The organism is Nonomuraea marmarensis, from assembly GCF_043197025.1.
Lineage (GTDB): Bacteria > Actinomycetota > Actinomycetes > Streptosporangiales > Streptosporangiaceae > Nonomuraea > Nonomuraea marmarensis.
Genome location: NZ_JBICRM010000006.1, coordinates 227,682 through 246,773, shown reverse-complemented (window position 1 = coordinate 246,773; position 19,092 = coordinate 227,682). Strand labels below are relative to the sequence as shown.

The window sequence follows — 19,092 nt, the reverse complement described above, 5'->3', positions numbered from 1 at the left end:
CCGCCCAACCTACCGACCGTCGACCCGGCCCAGCTCGGCCAGATCGGCCGTGTGATCACGCGCCATCGCGGCCGCCAGCCCGCGCGCCTCGGGCGCGGCGCCCGAGCTCTGCTCTCCCTCGGCCACCAGCACCAACTGATCCAGGTACGCCCGGAACAACGCGACGAACCGCCGGTCGAAGGCGTCGTCCCGCAGCGCGTTCAGCGCTCGCAGGTCCTCGGCGGTGGGCATGCCCGGCATGTCGTGCTGGGCATGCGGGTTCTCGCCGCCGACCCGGGCCTGGGCAAGGAGGGAACGCAGCCGGCCACGTTCGTTCTCGTGCTTCTTGCCGAGCCGGACGGCCAGGTCGGCGAGCGACCGGCTGCCCGAACGCTCGGGAACGAGCTCCAGCAACGGTAACGCGCGAGTGTGCAGGGCCTCGGCCAGCTGCAGCCAGGCCACGTCGGTGGTGCTGAAACGCTCAGCCGGCTCCTCGGGGGCGGGAGCCGAACACCCCAGGACCAGAACGGACAACAGCAGAAACACGAAGACCCGTACCACCGGCGTCCCACCTGATCGGGCCCGGGCGGCCGAGCCGCCCGGGCAACTCGTTTACGACGGACGGCCGTCGGCGCCGCACTTGATGATCGGCCGGATGCAGTCACGCACCCGGCGCTCCATCTCCGCCACCGGCCAGGCGTTGAAGAAGTCGCCGTGCATCGTGAACCCGCCTCCCGACGACAACCGGAAGTGCGACGGGTCACCGCTCACCGGATACCGGATCACCTGCCGCAACTTCGGCACCGGAACGGGATGCGTGCTGGGACACGCACCGGCCACCGGATAGGCCATGTGGCTCTTGTGGTCGGCGGAATCCAGGTCCCGCCCGTTCCAGCACTGCGGGAAGTCCAGGTACGACTCCAGCATCGTCCCCGACGGGCAGTTGACGAAGTCCTTCGAGGCGCCCACCTGCCCGGCATGCAGGCACGACCACCGGGAGATCGTCGTGTTGTCGGGCCCGGTCGCCTTGGCGTTGCCCGCCACGATCCGCAACCCCAGCGGCAACGACTGGATCCTGGCGATAATGTCGTCACGCACGCCCTCGCCGAGGTAGTAGAACGTGACGATGGCCGGCTCCACCGGGGCGCCGTCCCGGTAGAGGGTCGGCACCCAGTACGACGACTTGTCGACGGCCGGGTTGCAGTTCGTGGCGCCGTTCTGCAGGTCGGCCAGCTGGGTGTGGGCGTTCGTGACCCGGCTGCCGAAGAAGCTGTGCATGTGCGAGGCGCCGGGCAGCCCGGGGAAGACGATCGGGTCGTCGGGCAGCCGGTGGCTGAACGGGCAGTCGGCGAGGAACTCCGCCACCCGTACGGGCTCGGCCTGCGCCGGACGCGGAGCTACGGCGAACAGGCCGATCAGCACGGATAAGAGGGCGAGCAGTGCGTTCGTCTTGGTCGTCATTGGTAGACCCTCACGTAGTCGACAAGCATGCGGGACGGGAACGGCGTGGCCGCGTTCGGCGGCCCCGGCCAGTCGCCGCCGATCGCGAGGTTGAGGATGAGGTAGAACGGGTGGTCGAAGATCCAGGGACCGCGCGTCTGCTCCACCTGCTCCTTGCTCAGCGTGAACACCGTCCGGCCGTCGAGCGTGTAGACGATGCCCTTGCTGTCCCAGTTCGCGGCCCAGACGTGGAAGTCGTCGGAGTAGTCGGCGCCGTTCGGCAGCGTGTACGGCCCGCCGATGCCACCGCCGCCGTTGTACGCGGGCGCGTGCACGGTCGAGTAGGACGTCTTCACGTCCTTGCCGAGGACCTCCATGATGTCGACCTCGCCGTTGTACGGCCACGGCCGCCCGGTCAGGAAGTCGGCCCCCATCATCCAGAACGCCGGCCAGAACCCGTTGCCCTTGGGCACCTTGATCCTTGCCTCGACCCGGCCGTACGTGAAGTGGAACTTGGTGCCGGTGTTCATCCTGGCCGAGGTGTACTGGCAGGTGCCGCTGCCGGTCAGCGGGTCGGTCGGGCAGGTCGAACCGGGCGTGGCCTGCTTGCGTGCCTCCATGACCAGGTGGCCCTGGCCGTCCATGGAGGCGTTGTCGTGGTTGGTGTAGTACTCCAGCTCGTTGTTCGGCCCGGTGCCCGGGTCGGCCCGCCACTTGGCGGCATCGGGCTTGCCCCCGGCCGCGCCGTTGAACTCGTCGCTCCACACCAGCGCCGGCGGGTTGGCGGGATCCTTCGGCGGTGCGGGCGGATCGGTGGGGTTGCCCCCGGTGCCGTACACCTGGAACTCCCACAGGCTGTAGCCGTAGGGGGTGGCCCGCTGCGTGCCGTACATCCGGACATACCGCCCCGAGCCGCTGACGTTCAACGTCTGCTTGAACCCGTTGCTGGTGGTCGTGCTGTAGATCGTCGTCCAGATATTCGCGTCGGGCGACACCTGGATCTGGTACGACCTGGCGTAGGCCGGATCCCACTGCAGGACGACCTTGCTGACCTGGGCGGTCGCGCCCAGATCCACGTAGATCCAGCCCGGGTCCACCCAGCCGGTGGTGGAGCTGGTGGCCCATCTGCTGGCGGGGTCGAGGTCGAACGCCCTGGCCGCGGTGCACTCCCAGCAGTTGCCGTCGTGCTGCGAGGTGGAGGCGACGCCGGGCTTGTTGTACGACAGCAGCCTGTCACCACCTCCGGTGCTGCCACCGGTGCCGTAGACCTTGAACTCCCAGAGGCTGTAGCCGTACTGGGTGGCGCGCTGGGTGCCGTAGACCCGGACGTACCGGCCGCTGCCCGACACGTTCAGCGTCTGGTCGCCGCCGGTGCCGGTGGTCGTGGAGTGCACGCTGGTCCAGGACGTGCCGTCGGCCGACACCTGCACCTCGAAGGCGGTCGCGTACGCGGCCTCCCAGCTCAGCTGCACCTGACTGATGGCGGCGGTGGCGCCGAGGTCCACCTGGATCCACTGCGGATCGGAGAAGGCGCTGGACCAGCGGGTGCCCGTGTTCCCGTCCACGGCGGCGGAGGCGGGGGTGGCGACGTTCTCGGCGGAGGAGGCGGTCGCGGGTTTGCCCTGCGACAGCAGGGGGTCGGCGGCGGCGGTCGCGGGCAACACGACCATGAGCGACAGGTTGATCATGAGCGCGAGGAGTGTCCCCAGGCGTCGTATGCCTGGGTTGGGGGGTGGACTCACGACGTCTCCGTCAGGTGAGGGGCGAGGGGTTGGGGGAGCGCTCCCTGAGATGGAGACTGCTCGCGTCTCTTACTGCTGTCAAGGTCCCGGTTAACTCGCATGAAACCTTTACGACGCCTAGAGAGCGCTCTCTCTATCGTCTTTGGCGAGTCGACCTGACCCTTGAACAGCGACGACATGAACAAAGGGCCGAAAGCGGCCTGCCACTCACCCGACCCCCAAGAAACAAAGGAATCGACGCCGTCTTGACCACCATCGTCCACGGACCAGGCTCCCGTGAGGGAGCGCTCTCTCACGGGGGGCTTGTTACGGATCCAGAGGTGCCAGGGACGGAGGCTCAGGCGGATCCGAAGGCGAATCCGAGGGCATTCCCCTGGGGCCCGTCAGCATGGCGCGCCAGGGCCGTCTCAGAGGGGCACGAATGCATCTCCCAAAGGCAAGGAACAAGACGCAACATCGCGGCTATGGTGGTCAGAGACCTTGACCACACGGCAAACATGGAGGTCACGCGCATGTCCAGCCCTCAGCAACGCCTAGACGAAGCGCGAGGAATCCTCGCGGCCCGTCTGCGCGAGATCCGGAGTTCGGCCGGGATAACCGGTCGCGACCTAGCAAAACAGGCCGGATGGCATTTCAGCAAGGTCTCGAAACTGGAGAACAACAAGCAACTTCCGACCGAGACCGACGTCCGAGAGTGGTGCCGAATCTGCGGAGCCGACTCTCAGACGACAGATCTCATCGCCAGCGTCCGGAACGTGAACGCCTTCTACACCCAGTGGCGGCGGCTCGAAGAGACCGGCATCGGCCAGGTGCAACGATCATTCCTCCCGCTGTACGAGCGGACCAGCCACTTCCGGATCTTCCAGCACAGCGCGATCCCCGGACTCGTCCAGACGGCTGCGTACGCGCGCGGGCACCTGTCGAAGATCGTCGGCTTCCGGGGAATCCCCGACGACGTAGACACAGCCGTTACGGCGCGCCTGAAGCAACAGGAGGTCATCACGACCGGCGCACGCCGCTTCGCGCTCCTGATCGGCGAGCAAGCCCTGCACACGCCGTACTGCGCGCCGGCCGACATGGCGGCGCAGATGGACAAGCTCACCGAACTGACCCGGCGTGCCAACGTCAGTCTCGGCGTGGTCATCTGGCGACCCGACACCGGCATCTGGCCACCAGAGAACTTCTGGATCTACGACGCCGAACAGGTGCGCATGGACACGGTTCCCGGGCAGGTCCGCATCAAGGCTCCCGGCGACGTCGCGCTGTATGAGAAGGCATTCCAGGCGCTGTCGGAGTCGGCCGTCTACGGCGACGAAGCACGCGGACTCTTCGCATCAGCGCGGCGGCAGTGGGCCGGACAGAGCTGATCAAAAGGGGATGTTGCGAGGGTCCTCGAGAAACATCGAGCAACACCGTGGACCCTTGAAAACCGGCGGCACACCCCCGTCGACCCATGAGCGCGCCGCGCATGTCCGGCCCTGAGCGGGCCCATACGACTCCGGCGAGACACCCGAAGGGCCGCGAAGCGGTGGGGGCCGGCGGCACCACGGCCGTGGACGGCTACACCTCCGTGAGGGCGTAGAGCAGGGCGTTCATGCTCGTCCCACTGACGAGATCGCGCTTGTCAATCAGACGGCGGATGTCCGTGAGCGATACCCACTCGATGCGCTCCGCCTCCCATCCCTCGGTGGGCGGGCCGATGTACTGGGCGCTGTCGGCACGGAAGATGTGGTGCTCGGAGTCGGAGATGCCGTTGGTCGGCTGGGTGTAGAGCAGCGGACGCAAGGGACCAGGTCGCCAGCCTGTCTCTTCCTCGACCTCTCGAGCCGCGGCGACGATCGGCTCCTCCCCCTCTTCCACCTTGCCGATCGGGATCTCCCAGCCCCAGGTGTCGGTGATGAAACGATGCCGCCAGATAAGCAGGACACGGTTCTCCTCGTCGGTGACGATCGCACCGGCTCCGAGCGCAGTACGAATGAGCCGATGATCGAGATGCCTTCCGTCCGGCAGCTCCACATCGGCGACACGGACGTCAAGCCAGCGGTCGGAGTAGAGCGGTTCTTCCGAGTGGACCTGCCAGCGCATGCGGCTGCTCCCAGGGTGGATGCCTGAATCGGCACCACGCTACATCCTGGCTTGGATCATCTTTGCGTCCACAGGAACCAAAAGAGTGCCGGATGACCCCGCAGAGATCGGCTTCGACGACATCGAAGCCGATCTCGACACCACCCCGGCCGTCCTCCCCGCCGACCTGGTCGTACGGGAGTCGGCGTGAAAGGACCTCAGCCCTTGATACAGATGAGCTGCCGCAGGTGCGCGACCACCTGCACCAGATCCGTCTGGGCGGCCATCACCGACTCCAGGTCCTTGTACGCCCCTGGAATCTCGTCGATCACCCCGGAGTCCTTACGGCACTCGACGCCCAGCGTCTGCGCCTCCAGATCCTTGACGGTGAACGTCTTCTTGGCCCTGGTCCTGCTCATCTTCCGCCCGGCCCCGTGCGAGGCCGAGTTGAACGCCAGACTGTTGCCCAACCCCTTGACGATGTACGTGCCGGTGGCCATCGAGCCAGGGATGATCCCCAGGTCACCGCTACCGGCCCGGATGGCACCCTTCCTGGTGACCAGCACGTCGACCCCGTCGTACCGCTCCTCCGCCACGTAGTTGTGGTGGCAGGAGATGGGCTGCTCGAATGCGATGTTCGGCAGGTGCCGCCGCAGGACGTCGCAGACCAGCCCCATCATGAGCGAACGGTTGCGCCGCGCGTAGTCCTGCGCCCAGAACAGGTCGCGCCGGTAGTCGTCCATCTCTGGCGTCTTCCCCAGGAACACCGCCAGATCCCGATCCACCAGCCCCTGGTTGTGCGACAACCTGCGAGCCACACCGATGTGATGTTCCGCAAGCTCCTTACCGATGTTGCGCGACCCCGAGTGCAGCACGATCCACACCACGCCCTCGTCGTCGGCGCAGACCTCGAGGAAGTGGTTGCCGCCGCCGAGGGTGCCCAGCTGCACCTCGGCCCGCTCACGCCGAGCGTGCACGGCGGGCGTCAGGTCGTCGAAGCCCTTCCAGAACTCCGCCCACCCGGCCGTCTTCATCCCGTGGACCTTGCCCGGATCGACCGGCCGCTTGTGGTGCCCGAACCCCACCGGAACGGCCTGCTCCAGCTTTCCCCGCAGGTAGGCCGGGTTGTCGGGAAGCTGCGAAACCTTGTAAGTGGTCTTCACAGCCGTCATCCCGCACCCGATGTCCACACCGACCGCGGCCGGCGACACGGCGTCCTTCATCGCGATGACCGACCCTACCGTCGCGCCCTTGCCGTGGTGCACGTCGGGCATGACGGCGACACCATGGACCCACTCCAGGTTCGCCACGTTGCGCAGCTGCTGCATCGCCTGCGGATCGACCGACTCCGGCTCCGCCCACATCCTGAGCGGACGCCTGGTCCCGGTCACCTCGTTGTACGTCATCTCTTATCGCCCCCTTCCCGAACTTCCGAACTTGATCTATGACGCCAGAGTTCCCCTACTGGCCGCAACCTAATTAGTGCCGATCACCTCCATGGTGAGCTCGTGCAACCGGTCCGCCGCACCCGCGTCGAAGGCCGGCGTGTCCACGCTGATCCGCCGTTCCCGCATGAACGCGCTGAGCGGCTCGGCAGGCGGTTCGTCGATGCGGGCGACGATCGGCTTGATGCCCTCCTCGACCGGCAGCCCGTGCCGCTTGAGCGCCTCCACGTGCGCGGCGGTCGCCGCGTCGTACTCCCCGGCGACGCTCGTCGACACGCCGCCTGGATGCATCAGCACGTACTTGCTCCGGTCACCGCGCCGCGCCGCGAACCCCACTCCCAGCAGATCGTTCGCCTTCCCCGCCTGGAACTGGGCGGTCATACCGTCATACCCGCGCTCCAGCATGAGATCGTCCCACTGGACGAGCCCCGTCGGCTGCCCGGGCCCCGACACGTTGACGATCACCCCCGGCTCGTGGAGCCCGTAGCTGAGCAGGAACCGGCTCAGATAATCCAGCGCGAACGTCCCTTCCACCCCCTCTCCCGTGACGAACCGGTTCGTACGGAAGAACCGCGCGCACAACACCAGCACGTCCACCACGGGGAACCCCGCGTTGACCTCCTTGATCACCCTCCTGTTCTCGCTGATCAGACTCAGATCAGCCCGGATGAACGTGGCCCCGGGCAACGCCTTGGCCCCATCCCGGCCCACGACGACGACGGTGTCGCCCCGATCGAGGTAGGTGCGCGCGAGCGCCTTCCCCATCCCGTCGGTGCCACCGGTGATCACTAGCGTCTTCTTCATGAGGTCCTCGCGAGTTCTTCTGGTACGGCCTGCGCCTGCGGCTTACCGGGCAGGAGCGGGATGGCGGCCAGGACGATCACGATCATGGCCACGGCGAACCAGTAGACGCCGTGCATGCCGGTGATCACATCGCCCGAGGTCTGGAGGATGAGCGTGACGACGGCGACTCCGAGCGCCGCGCCGAGCTGGTTGAGCATGTAGAGCACCGAGCTGCCCTGCGCCACAATCGACGGCGGCAGCGTGCGATACAGCGAGCCCATCGTCGGCGCGCTGAAGCACCCCATGCCCAGCCCGACCGTGAGCGCCGCCACCACCGGCCAGACCTCGGAAGTACCGGCCCCGATCTGCGTGAAGGACAACGCGCTCAGGCCGGCCACGACCGCGCCGCCGACCGCCAGCCCGCGCGCGCCGATCCGGTCCGACAGCCGTCCGGCCAGCGGCATCGCGATGGCGCCACCGAGCCCGACCGGCGCCATCAGCAGCCCGGCGGCGAGGACGCCATGGCCGTGGGCCTGCTGGTAGTACAGGGGCAGGACGAACAGGGAAGCGTAGACGGCCATCCCGCCGAGCCCCATGATCGTGACGCTGGCGGTGAAGCCCCGGTTGACGAACAGCCGCAGGTCGATCAGCGGTGCGCGAACCCGTCCCGCGCGAAGGCCGTACCCGATCATCAGTACGACGCCGGCGCCCAGCGGGAGCAGGGCCTGCCAGGCGGAGAATGCTCCCTGCTCGGCCGCCTGCGACAGGGCCAGGACAACCGCCGCGAACCCGGGACCGAGCAGTGCCAGCCCCAGTACGTCGAGCCGCCCTTGAGGGCTGCCGGCCGGGGAGTCTGCCGGGATCATGCGCAGAGCGAGGAGAAAGGCGACGGCGCCGACCGGCACGCTGAGCAGGAACATCCAACGCCACGACAGGCTGTCCAGCACCGCGCCACCCGCGATCGGCCCGAGCACCGGGCCGAGGGAGAGCACCACCCCCATCAGCCCCATCACCCGTCCGGCCCGGTGCGGACCGGCGGCCCGGGCCAGCAGGATCAGCACGAGGGGATCGAGCAATCCCGCCCCGAACCCCTGGAGCACGCGGAAGGCGATCAGGCTCCCGACGTTCCAGGCCAGTCCGGCGGCGAGCGATCCCGCCAGGAACAGCACCAGGCCGACCAGCCACAACCGCTTGCCGCCGTACCGGTCGACGGCCCAGGTCGTGAACGGAATGGTGGCCGTGACGGCCAGCAGGAAGCCGGTGGACGTCCAGCCGATCGTGCTCAGCGAGGTGTCGAAGGCCGTGGCCAGGGTGCCGGTGGCGACGGCGGCCATCGTGCTGTTGAGGATGCCCAGCAGCCCGCCGAGCAGGATCACGCCGATCATCCCGAGCAACCGTGAATCAAGACGGTCATTTGAACTCATTGGTTCAACGTAGTTACCTCATCAGTCCTTACGCAACCCGCCTATCCATTAAGTTGAACCAGCTAGTAAAATAAGAGGATGACCTCACGGGGACGGATCGACAAGCGGCAGGCCATCCTGGAGGGCGCGTTCACGGTGTTCGCCCGGCAGGGCTACGCCCAGTCCTGCGTGCAGGACATCGCCGACGAGGCGGGCGTGGCGAAGCCGACGGTGTACAACCACATGACCGACAAGGCCACCCTGTTCAGGAATGCGCTGGAGGCCACCGCGCAGACCGTGCTCAACGAGCGGCTTGCCGCGCTCGAACCGCTGGCCAATCCCGGCGACGACCTGCGCGCCACGCTGGACGACGTCGCGTACACCCTGATCCGCCTGCACACCGACGAGCGCGCCTGCGCGTTGCGCCGCCTGCTCTACACGGAGATCACCACGTTTCCCGATGCTCTAGACATCGTCAAAGAACGCGGCCCGCACCGACTCAACGAGGCCCTCGCCGACCGGCTGGCCCGGCTCACCCTGGCGGGCCGCCTGCGCGCGAGCGACCCCGGCCTGGCGGCCGAACAGTTCACGTCTCTGCTCGTCGCTCCCCTTGAGGCTCGTACGCGGATGGGCACCCAGACGATCGAGGACGCCGAGCTACGCACTGTGGCGTGCGCCGCCGTACAGACATTTATGCGGGCGTGGGGCCCGGACCGGCCCGACACGCCATAGCGAATAGTGGCGACAAGACCCCTTGTCGATGATGGGCAAGGGATATAGTCTGCCGCGTGTGGTGGAACGAGACGACTACGCGGCCATCCGCGATCGGATCATCAGGCTCTCCCACTCCCACGGCCTGCGCTGCGACTGGGCGGAGACGACCAGGCGGCAGCGCTTCCTCCTGCTGTGGGACGCCGAGGGCCGCGTCGCGGCCCGCGCGATCGTCCCGCTCTACCCAGGAGAGACACCGCACCTGGTGGATTCCCTCGAACATGGGCTCGCACACCTGTTCGGCGACGAGTGGCTGGAGGACGCACACCCTGGCTAGGTTGGAGGACCGATGACCGCAGACCGCGTCGACGTTCACGTCACCATGGCCGGCAGCCTGTGGCTGGCCGAGGTGGACGGCGTGGCCGGCGGCATGTCCGCACGTTCGCTGAAGGAGCTGCACGGGGATGTGGCGGAGGGGATCCCGTTCCTGTTCGCCGACCGGGCCGAACCACCGGCGCCCGTCTACCACTACGCACTGCCCGGCCTGTCGGAGCAGGACCTCGACGACTTCGCCGCCCTCCAGCGCCAGGCCGCCGCGATCGCCGAGGACTACACACGCACGCTCAAGAAGCGCGTCAAGCACATGCACGAGCTCGGCCTGTCGGACGGGGACATCGGCGAACTGCTCGGCCTGACCAAGCAGCGCATCCAGCAGATCCGCACCAACACCAACGACGAGGCCCGCCAGTCCGGCGGGTGAGCTTCGCTCACCCGCAAAGAAAGACGTCTATTCCTTGTTTGTGTGTGTGTGGGGGGTCGCGGGGGCTTGCCCCCGCGGGAAGGCGTCTCTTCCCTGATTGTGGGGGGTCGCGGGGGCTTGCCCCCGCGGGAAGGCGTCTCTTCCCTGATTGTGGGGGGTCGCGGGGGCATGCCCCCGCGGGCCGTCGTACCAGGTCAGGACGGCTTGGAGTCAGTCCACCCGGCCTCGATCAGGGCGATGGAGTGCCACACCGTGCCAGGCTCGAAGCCGGCCTGGAAACCGCCGGGCTTCACCACGACGCTCTCGTTGGCGAGGGCCCGGCCGGTCGACTCGTCGAAGACCAGCCGGTTCTCCAAGACGCCCGCGCCCTTGGTGTGCTCCTCGACGGACACCGCCGTACCCTGGCGGCCCTCCGCGTCGGTCACGTTCTCGACGAGCTCGACGCTGTCGAGGTCGGCCAGCATGCGGAACGCGGCGCCGCGCACCTCAGGCGTGACGGGCATGTCGGTGATCAATCCCACACTGACCCGGAACAACCACGCGTCCTGCGACATCGGCTCGCTGGAGGACTCGGTGTCATGCCCGGCGTACGAGGCCACCAGCCACTTCTTGAGCTTGCCCGGCTCGCTCGGCAATCCCCGCAGGTCCTTCATGGTGACGTTACGGCCCAGCCAGAACACCTTGTCCCCGTCCACCAGCGGAGTGTGACTGGTCTTCGCCCGGCCCTCAGAGGTCGGCAAGGCCAGTGCACCCTTGCCCTTGCCCGGCACCACGACCTCGATCTCGGGCGGGGAACCCGCCTGCTCCCACGCCTTCCGGTCCGCCTCCGTGGCGGGCCGCGCGCCGAGCGACTGGTTGCTCCCCCACTGGTCGCCGCCGATGGCGCTGGGCGTCCACCCCTCGCTCCGCGACTGGTCCATGACCAGGTAGCCGCCCTGCTTCGCGGTGAGCAGCGACCGGGTCACCGACACGGTGTGCCAGTACGCGCCGCTGCCGCCGGGCTGCCGGTCGGCCTTCTCGGCGGCGGCCAGCAACACGTCCCGCGCCGACAACTGGACCCTGGGCGCGGCGCTCGCGGCGATCGGCCCGCCGTCGTCGGGCGCCCGCGGCGCGGGCGCGGCCCCGTTCCCGGACAGGACCACGGCGACGGCGGTCACGGCCGCGGCGGCCCCGACCAAACTGAGCCCCCACACGGGCCGTACGACCTTCCGCCTGGACCGCGCCTGCCGCGGCCCTGACATGGCGTAGGAGATCTCGGCCGACCTGGTGCGCTCGTCCACCGGCCGATCATCGAGATGCGCGGGCCGGGCGGCCCGGAGTTCGTCGATGGGGTTCATGACCACTCCTCGCTGAGATTCCGGACGTGGGGCAGGGACGGTTCGGGCGATTCGGCAGGGCTCAGCGCCGATTCCCCGACGTCCATAGCCTGCTTGAGCCGCTTACGCGCCCGATGCAGCCGTACGCGAAAGGCCGCGGACGAGCAACCGACGACCTGACCGGCCTCCTTCGGAGACAGCCCGTGCCAGGCGACCAGGATCAGGATCTCCCGATCGTCCTCCGGCAGGGCGGCCAGCGCCCGCAGCACGCCCATCCGCTCGGTGACCTGATCGGCCACGTCCCCCTCGGTCCAGGCCCGCAACTCCGCGGCGACCGACTCCCTGCGCACCTCCGCACGTACGTTGTCGCGCAGGACGTTGCGGGCGACGCCGAGCAACCACGGGAGCGCCGGCTCGGGCACATCGTCCAGCCGCCGCCAGGCGATCGCGAACGTCTCGCTCACCACCTCGTCGGCCACCTGCCGCCCCGCGCGGCTGACCACGTAGGCCCACACGCGTTGCCGACATTCGTCGTACATGCGGGTGAACCGGTGCGAATCTTCCGTCACCGCCCAGCCCCTTCGTTCGGGATGCGTTCTTCTGACACCAGGAAGTGGGCCGAACCCTCCCCTTGTTACACCCCACCCGAAATTTCTTTGGACCCGGGTACGACCACCGGCCTGTGGTTCGCGTCGGGTCATTCCCCCGAATACAGGCGCTCCAGGTCGACAAGCTCCACATCAGCCCGGCCTCGCGCCACCTCCACCAGATCATCGGTGAACCCCGATCGGGCGAACAGCAGCAACTTGGGCTGCCTGTCGATCCGGGCGTCGGGAAGCAGAGCGCGCAGATGCTCCAACCTTTGCAGTTGAGGAACATCCACGGGAGCAATGGTGCCTTTGGCCTCCCCGATCGCGATGATCCGGTCGGCGGCGAAAGAGTTCGTTTCCGTTACGACGATGTCGAGTTCATGCCCCTGACGGTGCGCGGGACATGAGATATCGCTGGGGCGTACGGCGCTCGCCGTTCCGGTGAGCGTGTCGCTGGAAGCATGCAGGAAACACCACTCCCGGGCGAGATCCTCGAAATGAGGACCGTAGATCTTGGCGGCGACCGTGTCGGCGTTGGCCCGCCAGACCCGGGCGGCCTGGCCACTGACCAGCTCGGGCTCTCGGCGCTGCGTGACCAGTTGATGCAGCCGGACGATCGGCTCGGCGATCTTGAACACGCTCCGCTTCTCCCTGAGCGCGTCATCGACCTGTTCGACGAGGCCGATGCTCCGCAGACCAGAGAGGAGGTGAGCCATCGCGCTGGTCGGACGGCCAAGGGCTGCCGCGATCTCAGAACGCCGGTGGTTACCGGCGCTGATGGCGGTCAAGGTGGCGGCGTATGACGTGGGATCGGAAATCGACGGCTCCTCACGTAGCAACAGTCCACCCTCCCGGAACATCGCCGACGCGGGATTCAGCAATCGCCGCTGAACCCACCGATCGAATCCATCGAGATTCGCGGGCCCCGACCCGCCGCACATTTCCAGGTACGCGGGTGTGCCGCCAACGAGCGCGTGCACCCGGAAAGCCAACTCCGGGTCCTTGGTCAAACCCCAGAAAACACTCGCATCGCGAAATCCGAAGGGACGCACGATCAGTTCGAGCACCGCTCGCCCCCGTAGCGGAGCACCTCCGCCGAGCAATTGGGCCATCGTGGTGAGAGCGCTACCGCAAAGGATCATGCGCGTACGAGTGCGCTCCTTCGCATGCCCCATCGGGCTGAGCGCCTGCTGAAGGTAGGACGGGAGGGCCGGCGTGGCGGAGACCAGGTAGGGGAATTCATCGATGATCACCGGTGTGGCGCGTTCTTCGCCGAGGCGCAGCAGCTCGTCAAGCCCTTCTCGCCAGCTGCCGAACGAGACCGCCTGACGCAGCCCGCGGTAGGCGGCGTAGGCGGCGCCCAGATCGGCCAGATTCTGCGCCTCGGTCTGCTGAGTGGCGGCGAAAAGCAGGCCGCCCGTCTCCTCGGCCAGCAGTTCGAGCATGAGGGTCTTGCCTTGGCGGCGGCGACCGTACACGAGTCCCAAAGTGGCACCCGTGGTTGAAGCGGAGACGAAGTCAGCCAGCTCTCCCCACTCCACATCACGGCCGAACAGCCGCTGCGGCTTGCTGAGCATGGTTCTCCTTACAATGATAGGCAGAACTATGATAACCAGAACTATCATTGTTTGGACAGCTGAGTCCCCGCAGACCTCTCAGACGACTTCGTGCAACTCGCTCTACTCCTCAGACGACACCGTCGGCTCGCCGGACCAGGTCCTAATCGGCTGGACCGGCACGGGCACCGCGCGTTCCGACCAGACACGGCCGGTAGGGCGGCATCACCGGCCTGGTGCTGACCCCACAGCTGAACGCCTGCTCACAGCAGGTGCGGGGCGTACATAGCGACCGCGTCCAGCAGCTGGCGCCTCGACGGGTTCACCATGGGCCTGCCTGCCACGGTCACGGTGGGCACGGTCTCGTTTCCGTCCGCGACCGAGCGAACGAAGGCGGCCGCCTCGGGGTCCTTCCAGATGTTCACCTTGGTGTAGCGCAGCCGGGTGAAGAGGAGCTTGACGAACAGCTTCATACAGTACGTGCACATAGGCCGCCAGTAGACGACCACCCCGTCGCGATCCTCCGCCATGGCGTCCTCCGTTCGCGTCGGTCTGAGCCCACCCCGCGAAGCGCCCCTGGCGAAGCCCTTTTGCGCGGGGTGGGTGTCAGGCGGTCGACCTGCCTACCTGGCGTTGGCTTTCAGGTAGTCGCTGTTCATCTGGGCGATCGTGTCCAGGGGAATGCCCTTGGGGCATACCGCCGTGCACTCTCCCGTGTTCGTGCAGCCGCCGAAGCCCTCCGCGTCCATCTGGTCCACCATGGCCTTTGCCCTCGACAAGCGCTCCGGCTGGCCCTGTGGGAGCAGGCTCAGGTGGGTGATCTTGGCCGCGGTGAAGAGGGAGGCCGAGCCGTTCGGGCAGGCCGCTACGCAGGCGCCGCAGCCGATGCACGTCGCCGCGTCGAAGGCCGCGTCCGTGTCCTCCTTGCGTACCGGGATGCTGTGGGCGTCCGGGGCCGAGCCTGCGGGGACCGAGACGAAGCCGCCCGCCTGGATGATGCGGTCGAACGCGCTCCTGTCCACCACCAGGTCCTTGACCACCGGGAACGGGGCCGCGCGCCACGGTTCGATGGTGATCGTGGCGCCGTCCTCGAAGTGGCGCATGTGCAGCTGACACGTCGTCGTCGCGCGTTGCTCCCCGTGCGCCACGCCGTTGATGACCATGCCGCACATGCCGCAGATGCCCTCGCGGCAGTCGTGGTCGAAGGCGATCGGGTCGTCGCCCTCCAGGATGAGGCGTTCGTTAAGGACGTCCAGCATCTCCAGGAAGGACATGTCCGGGGAAACATCCTCTACCTGATATTTCACCATCCGTCCGGAATCGGAAGGGCCGCTCTGCCGCCAGACGCGAAGGGTCAGATTCATGCCCGGGGCTCCTTCGCTTCGCTCAGTCGCCCGAACCCGGGCATGAACAGATTGCTGCGTCTGATGGTTCGCTCGCTTCGCTCGCTCACTTGTAGCTCCGCTGGGTCATCTTGACGTACTCGTACTCGAGCGCTTCCCTGTGCAGCACCGGCTCGCCGGACGGCGAGTGCTCCCAGGCCGAGACGTGCGCGAAGTGCTCGTCGTCGCGCAGCGCCTCGCCGTCGGCGTCCTGGGACTCGGCGCGGAAGTGGCCGCCGCAGGACTCCGTACGGACCAGGGCGTCCAGGCACATGAGCTCGGCCAGGTCGAAGAAGTCCGCCACCCGCCCGGCCTTCTCCAGGACCTGGTTCAGCTCCTCGGCGGTGCCCGACACCTTGACGTTCTGCCAGAACTCCTGGCGCAGCTCGGGAATGCGCTCCAGCGCCTTGCGCAGCGACTCCTCCGTGCGCTCCATGCCGCAGTAGTCCCACATGAGCTTGCCCAGCTCGCGGTGGAAGGAGTCGGGGGTACGGGTGCCGTTCACGGACAGGAGCCGGTCGATCTTCGAACGGACGCGGATCTCGGCCTCGGCCACGGCCTCATCGTCCACGTCCCCGTAGGGACCGTTCGCGAGATAGTCGCCGAGAGTGGTCGGAAGGACGAAATATCCGTCGGCCAGGCCCTGCATCAGCGCCGACGCGCCGAGGCGGTTGGCGCCGTGGTCGGAGAAGTTGGCCTCGCCGATGACGAACAGGCCGGGGATCGTCGACTGCAGGTCGTAGTCCACCCACAGGCCGCCCATCGTGTAGTGGACGGCCGGGTAGATGCGCATCGGCACGTCGTACGGGTTCTCGCCGGTGATGCGCTCGTACATCTCGAACAGGTTGCCGTACTTCTTCTCCACGGCGTCGCGCCCCAAACGCCCGATGGCGTCCCTGAAGTCCAGGTACACGCCGAGCCCGCCGGGACCGACGCCGCGGCCCTCGTCGCAGACGTTCTTGGCGGCGCGGGAGGCGATGTCCCGAGGGACGAGGTTCCCGAAGGCCGGATAAATCCGCTCCAGATAGTAGTCGCGTTCCTCTTCCGGAATGTCGCCGGGAGCGCGCGTGTCGTTCTTGTGCAGCGGCACCCACACCCGGCCGTCGTTGCGCAGCGACTCCGACATCAGCGTCAGCTTCGACTGGTACTCGCCCGACACCGGGATGCACGTCGGGTGGATCTGTGTGTAGCAGGGGTTGGCGAAGTACGCGCCGCGCTCGTGCGCCCGCCAGATCGCCGTCGTGTTGCAGCCCTTGGCGTTCGTGGACAGGAAGAACACGTTCCCGTAGCCGCCCGTGGCCAGCACCACGGCATCGGCCAGGTGGCGCTCGATCTCGCCGGTCACCATGTCGCGCACGATGACGCCGCGCGCCCGCCCGTCGGCGACGATCAGGTCGAGCATCTCGTGCCGGGTGTGCATGGTCACGGTCCCGGCCGCGATCTGCCGCTCCAGCGCCTGGTACGCCCCCAGCAGCAGTTGCTGGCCCGTCTGGCCGCGGGCGTAGAACGTACGCGAGACCTGGGCGCCGCCGAACGACCGGGTGTCCAGCAGGCCGCCGTATTCGCGGGCGAACGGGACGCCCTGTGCCACGGCCTGGTCGATGATGTTCACCGAGACCTGGGCGAGGCGGTAGACGTTCGACTCGCGGGCGCGGAAGTCGCCGCCCTTCACCGTGTCGTAGAAAAGCCGATAAATGGAGTCACCATCGCCGCGATAGTTCTTCGCCGCGTTGATCCCGCCCTGCGCGGCGATCGAGTGCGCCCGCCGCGGCGTGTCCTGGTAGCAGAACGACTTGACGTTGTAGCCCAGCTCGCCCAGCGTCGCGGCGGCCGAACCGCCGGCCAGGCCGGTGCCGACCACGATCACGTTCAGCTTGCGCTTGTTGGCCGGGTTGACCAGCTTGGCGCTGAACTTCCGCTGCTCCCACCGTTCCGCGATGGGCCCGGAAGGAGCCTTGGTGTCCTGAATCTCAGGACCTTCCGCATATTTCGCGCTCATTGGTCGCTCACCGCTCCTCATTCGCTCCGCGGACCCGCTTCGCGACGTACTCTGCGGACTTGCTCGCTCCGCTCGCGGGCGTCGCGCGTCCATTCCGCTCACTGCGTCGGGTTCGCTCACTTCACAACTCCGAACGTGATCGCGAGAGGCGGCGCCAGGAAGCCGACGACCAGCACCGCGGACAGCAGCCCCGACACCAGGCGAAGACCGCGGTTGCGCGCGCGGTTGGCCCAGCCGAGCGTCTGGAACGCGCTCCAGATGCCGTGCCGCAGGTGCAGGCCGACCATGACGACGGCCACCAGGTAGATCAGCGTGACCCACCACCGGGACGCGTCGAACCCGGCGATCATCCGGTCGGCGGGGGCGGAGTCGAAGCCCTTGGGGTTCACGACGCCGAACGTCAGGTCGAGCAGGTGCCAGATCACGAAGAGCAGGATCGTGACACCGCCGAACCGCATGATGTGCGTCGTGTAGCCGCCGCCCTGCGACTTCTTGGCGACGTATTTGACCGGCCGCGCCTTACCGGCGCGGCGCGCCAGCGAGATCGCGGCCCACATGTGCAGGACGACCGAGGCGACGAGCACGACCTCCACGATCGTCAGCAGTGTGCGGTAGGGAGCGATCGGCTCCAGCAGCGTGCGCAGCGCGTGGGCGTACTCGTTGAAGGAGTCCCGGCCGAAGAAGATCTTGAGGTTGCCGAGCATGTGGCCGACGAGGAAGAGCACCATCACGGCGCCCGTGACGGCCATCACGACCTTCTTGCCGTTAGACGAGCCAAGGAATCCGCCGGTTCGCCTAGGAGCGGGGGGAGTAACAGGCGCGGTGGCGGCACCGCGTTCTATCGTGGCAGTCACGTCTTCAAAAGCTAGATATCCAGGGATGATCCGTCCAAGTCATGGAGAGCCTGGTTTCGATAGCCAGCGGCTATAATCCGTGGTTTGACGGTCGCCATGAGGCGAGAGCGCCCGCCGGTGCGAGGAATATCACATGCAGTTGCAGCAGCTCGCGTACTTCGTCGCGGTGGCGGAGGCCCGGCATTTCACTCAGGCGGCCGAGCGCATGAGGGTGGCCCAGCCGTCGCTCAGCAAGCAGATCAAGGCCCTGGAGAGCGACCTGGGCGCCCCGCTGTTCTCCCGGGCGCGCGGCAACGTGGCCCTGACCCCGGCCGGTGAGGCGCTGCTGCCGCTCGCCCGCAGGATGCTCGCCGACGCCGACACCGCCAGGCAGGAGGTGGCCGAGCTGGCGGGGCTCAGAAGGGGCCGGGTGCGACTGGGGGCAACCCCGTCGTTGTGCGCGGGGCTGCTGGCCGACGCGCTGGCCCGCTTCCATCGCGCGTACCCGGGCATCGAGCTGCTGGTCGAGGAGGGCGGCTCGCGTGATCTGGTCAGGGCGCTGGCCCGGGGGCACCTCGACCTGTCGTTGATCATCATGCCGCTGCAGAGCGACGACCCCTCGCTGGTGACCGAGGAGATCCTCAAGGAGAACCTCGTGGTCGTCTCCCCCTCCCATGAGCCGCCGAGAAGCCGGTACATGGAGATCGGGGAGTTGCGCGGCCGGCAGATGGTGATGTTCCGGCCCGGCTACGACCTGCGGGAGGCGACGCTGGCGGCGTGCCGGCAGGCGGGGTTCGAGCCCAGGCTCGCGGTGCAGGGCGGCGAGATGGACGCGGTGTTGCGGTTCGTGGAGGCGGGGCTGGGGGTGGCCGTGGTGCCGTCGATGGTGCTCGACGGGCGGCCGGGATTGTCTGGCACACCGCTGGCGCCGCCGGGGCTCAGCCGTACGATCGCGCTGGCCCACCGCAAGGACGTCGAGCCGACCCGGGCCGCGCAGGCGTTCAGGGAAAGCCTGCTGTCATTTGTCGTAGAAGCCGGACACGAGGGCACGCTTCCACAAGGGGTAGAGCTCATCGCAGAATGAGCAAG

General features: G+C 67.7%; 19 protein-coding genes. 5 read left to right on the top strand and 14 right to left on the bottom strand.

Features of this window, described 5'->3' with window-relative positions:
• Positions 1-9: 9 nt before the first annotated feature.
• From ACFLIM_RS12375 to ACFLIM_RS12365, 3 genes are read right to left on the bottom strand one after another with little or no spacing between them, the layout of a single operon-like run.
• Entirely contained in the window at positions 10-540 is a 531-nt protein-coding gene (locus ACFLIM_RS12375; RefSeq protein ID WP_393164653.1) for a DUF305 domain-containing protein, read from the bottom strand.
• A gap of 51 nt (positions 541-591) precedes the next feature.
• Positions 592-1,440, bottom strand: a complete 849-nt coding sequence (locus tag ACFLIM_RS12370) for a DUF1996 domain-containing protein (protein ID WP_393164652.1) — start codon at positions 1,438-1,440, stop codon at positions 592-594.
• Positions 1,437-3,161 (bottom strand): discoidin domain-containing protein, encoded by a 1,725-nt coding sequence (locus ACFLIM_RS12365; RefSeq protein WP_393164651.1) that lies wholly within the window; start codon positions 3,159-3,161, stop codon positions 1,437-1,439. Before ACFLIM_RS12365 ends, ACFLIM_RS12370 begins: the two co-directional genes overlap by 4 nt.
• A 464-nt stretch (positions 3,162-3,625) precedes the next feature.
• Here ACFLIM_RS12365 and ACFLIM_RS12360 point away from each other — a divergent pair, with 464 nt between their 5' ends.
• On the top strand, positions 3,626-4,528 hold the full coding sequence (locus tag ACFLIM_RS12360; RefSeq protein ID WP_393164650.1) for a helix-turn-helix domain-containing protein: 903 nt from the start codon (positions 3,626-3,628) through the stop codon (positions 4,526-4,528).
• Positions 4,529-4,721: 193 nt separating this feature from the next.
• Here the strand turns inward: ACFLIM_RS12360 and ACFLIM_RS12355 are convergent, their stop codons facing one another.
• The 4 genes from ACFLIM_RS12355 to ACFLIM_RS12340 all read right to left on the bottom strand — a co-directional run bounded on the left by ACFLIM_RS12355 (position 4,722) and on the right by ACFLIM_RS12340 (position 8,838).
• Positions 4,722-5,246 carry an NUDIX hydrolase gene (locus ACFLIM_RS12355; RefSeq protein WP_393164649.1) on the bottom strand — a complete coding sequence of 175 codons (525 nt, stop codon included), beginning with the start codon at positions 5,244-5,246 and terminating at the stop codon, positions 4,722-4,724.
• 197 nt (positions 5,247-5,443) lie between these two features.
• A complete protein-coding gene (locus tag ACFLIM_RS12350; RefSeq protein ID WP_393164648.1) occupies positions 5,444-6,631 on the bottom strand; it encodes an RtcB family protein in 1,188 nt (395 codons plus the stop codon).
• A 69-nt stretch (positions 6,632-6,700) separates the two neighbouring features.
• The gene (locus ACFLIM_RS12345; RefSeq protein WP_393164647.1) at positions 6,701-7,474 is read right to left on the bottom strand and encodes an SDR family NAD(P)-dependent oxidoreductase; all 774 of its coding nucleotides are present in this window, start codon (positions 7,472-7,474) and stop codon (positions 6,701-6,703) included.
• The gene (locus tag ACFLIM_RS12340) at positions 7,471-8,838 is read right to left on the bottom strand and encodes a DHA2 family efflux MFS transporter permease subunit (RefSeq protein ID WP_393164646.1); all 1,368 of its coding nucleotides are present in this window, start codon (positions 8,836-8,838) and stop codon (positions 7,471-7,473) included. The genes ACFLIM_RS12345 and ACFLIM_RS12340 overlap by 4 nt, the downstream gene beginning before the upstream one ends.
• 117 nt (positions 8,839-8,955) lie before the next feature.
• Here ACFLIM_RS12340 and ACFLIM_RS12335 point away from each other — a divergent pair, with 117 nt between their 5' ends.
• Genes ACFLIM_RS12335 through ACFLIM_RS12325 form a run of 3 tightly spaced genes read left to right on the top strand, consistent with a single transcriptional unit; the run spans position 8,956 to position 10,327 of the window.
• Positions 8,956-9,588, top strand: coding sequence for a TetR/AcrR family transcriptional regulator (locus ACFLIM_RS12335; protein ID WP_393164645.1), 633 nt, complete (start codon positions 8,956-8,958; stop codon positions 9,586-9,588).
• 58 nt (positions 9,589-9,646) lie between these two features.
• Complete coding sequence (locus ACFLIM_RS12330; protein ID WP_393164644.1) at positions 9,647-9,904, top strand: hypothetical protein; 258 nt, start codon at positions 9,647-9,649, stop codon at positions 9,902-9,904.
• 12 nt (positions 9,905-9,916) lie between these two features.
• Positions 9,917-10,327, top strand: a complete 411-nt coding sequence (locus ACFLIM_RS12325) for a hypothetical protein (RefSeq protein ID WP_393164643.1) — start codon at positions 9,917-9,919, stop codon at positions 10,325-10,327.
• Positions 10,328-10,521: 194 nt separating this feature from the next.
• Here the strand turns inward: ACFLIM_RS12325 and ACFLIM_RS12320 are convergent, their stop codons facing one another.
• The 7 genes from ACFLIM_RS12320 to ACFLIM_RS12290 form a co-directional block, all read right to left on the bottom strand.
• Positions 10,522-11,664: a CU044_5270 family protein gene (locus ACFLIM_RS12320; protein ID WP_393164642.1), complete on the bottom strand. Its 1,143-nt coding sequence runs from the start codon at positions 11,662-11,664 to the stop codon at positions 10,522-10,524.
• The gene (locus tag ACFLIM_RS12315) at positions 11,661-12,212 is read right to left on the bottom strand and encodes an RNA polymerase sigma factor (RefSeq protein ID WP_393164641.1); all 552 of its coding nucleotides are present in this window, start codon (positions 12,210-12,212) and stop codon (positions 11,661-11,663) included. The genes ACFLIM_RS12320 and ACFLIM_RS12315 overlap by 4 nt, the downstream gene beginning before the upstream one ends.
• A 128-nt stretch (positions 12,213-12,340) precedes the next feature.
• A complete protein-coding gene (locus ACFLIM_RS12310) occupies positions 12,341-13,810 on the bottom strand; it encodes an AAA family ATPase (protein WP_393164640.1) in 1,470 nt (489 codons plus the stop codon).
• Between the two features lie 242 nt (positions 13,811-14,052).
• Entirely contained in the window at positions 14,053-14,319 is a 267-nt protein-coding gene (locus tag ACFLIM_RS12305) for a glutaredoxin domain-containing protein (protein WP_393164639.1), read from the bottom strand.
• 93 nt (positions 14,320-14,412) lie between these two features.
• Positions 14,413-15,153: a succinate dehydrogenase/fumarate reductase iron-sulfur subunit gene (locus tag ACFLIM_RS12300; protein WP_393164638.1), complete on the bottom strand. Its 741-nt coding sequence runs from the start codon at positions 15,151-15,153 to the stop codon at positions 14,413-14,415.
• An 85-nt stretch (positions 15,154-15,238) separates the two neighbouring features.
• Entirely contained in the window at positions 15,239-17,170 is a 1,932-nt protein-coding gene (locus ACFLIM_RS12295; RefSeq protein WP_393164637.1) for a fumarate reductase/succinate dehydrogenase flavoprotein subunit, read from the bottom strand.
• Between the two features lie 116 nt (positions 17,171-17,286).
• Positions 17,287-18,024, bottom strand: coding sequence for a succinate dehydrogenase cytochrome b subunit (locus ACFLIM_RS12290; protein ID WP_393164636.1), 738 nt, complete (start codon positions 18,022-18,024; stop codon positions 17,287-17,289).
• A 133-nt stretch (positions 18,025-18,157) separates the two neighbouring features.
• Between ACFLIM_RS12290 and ACFLIM_RS12285 the strand changes: the two genes are divergently transcribed.
• Positions 18,158-19,087 (top strand): LysR family transcriptional regulator, encoded by a 930-nt coding sequence (locus ACFLIM_RS12285; RefSeq protein WP_393164635.1) that lies wholly within the window; start codon positions 18,158-18,160, stop codon positions 19,085-19,087.
• Positions 19,088-19,092: the final 5 nt, after the last annotated feature.

Excerpts from the sequence above, each read along its gene's own strand:
- ACFLIM_RS12370 (WP_393164652.1), bottom strand. The coding sequence starts at position 1,440 with ATGACGACCAAGACGAACGCACTGCTCGCCCTCTTATCCGTGCTGATC.
- ACFLIM_RS12360 (WP_393164650.1), top strand. The coding sequence starts at position 3,626 with ATGGTGGTCAGAGACCTTGACCACACGGCAAACATGGAGGTCACGCGC.
- ACFLIM_RS12355 (WP_393164649.1), bottom strand. The coding sequence starts at position 5,246 with ATGCGCTGGCAGGTCCACTCGGAAGAACCGCTCTACTCCGACCGCTGG.
- ACFLIM_RS12350 (WP_393164648.1), bottom strand. The coding sequence starts at position 6,631 with ATGACGTACAACGAGGTGACCGGGACCAGGCGTCCGCTCAGGATGTGG.
- ACFLIM_RS12345 (WP_393164647.1), bottom strand. The coding sequence starts at position 7,474 with ATGAAGAAGACGCTAGTGATCACCGGTGGCACCGACGGGATGGGGAAG.
- ACFLIM_RS12340 (WP_393164646.1), bottom strand. The coding sequence starts at position 8,838 with ATGATCGGCGTGATCCTGCTCGGCGGGCTGCTGGGCATCCTCAACAGC.
- ACFLIM_RS12335 (WP_393164645.1), top strand. The coding sequence starts at position 8,956 with ATGACCTCACGGGGACGGATCGACAAGCGGCAGGCCATCCTGGAGGGC.
- ACFLIM_RS12325 (WP_393164643.1), top strand. The coding sequence starts at position 9,917 with ATGACCGCAGACCGCGTCGACGTTCACGTCACCATGGCCGGCAGCCTG.
- ACFLIM_RS12320 (WP_393164642.1), bottom strand. The coding sequence starts at position 11,664 with ATGAACCCCATCGACGAACTCCGGGCCGCCCGGCCCGCGCATCTCGAT.
- ACFLIM_RS12310 (WP_393164640.1), bottom strand. The coding sequence starts at position 13,810 with ATGCTCAGCAAGCCGCAGCGGCTGTTCGGCCGTGATGTGGAGTGGGGA.
- ACFLIM_RS12305 (WP_393164639.1), bottom strand. The coding sequence starts at position 14,319 with ATGGCGGAGGATCGCGACGGGGTGGTCGTCTACTGGCGGCCTATGTGC.
- ACFLIM_RS12300 (WP_393164638.1), bottom strand. The coding sequence starts at position 15,153 with ATGAATCTGACCCTTCGCGTCTGGCGGCAGAGCGGCCCTTCCGATTCC.
- ACFLIM_RS12295 (WP_393164637.1), bottom strand. The coding sequence starts at position 17,170 with ATGAGCGCGAAATATGCGGAAGGTCCTGAGATTCAGGACACCAAGGCT.
- ACFLIM_RS12285 (WP_393164635.1), top strand. The coding sequence starts at position 18,158 with ATGCAGTTGCAGCAGCTCGCGTACTTCGTCGCGGTGGCGGAGGCCCGG.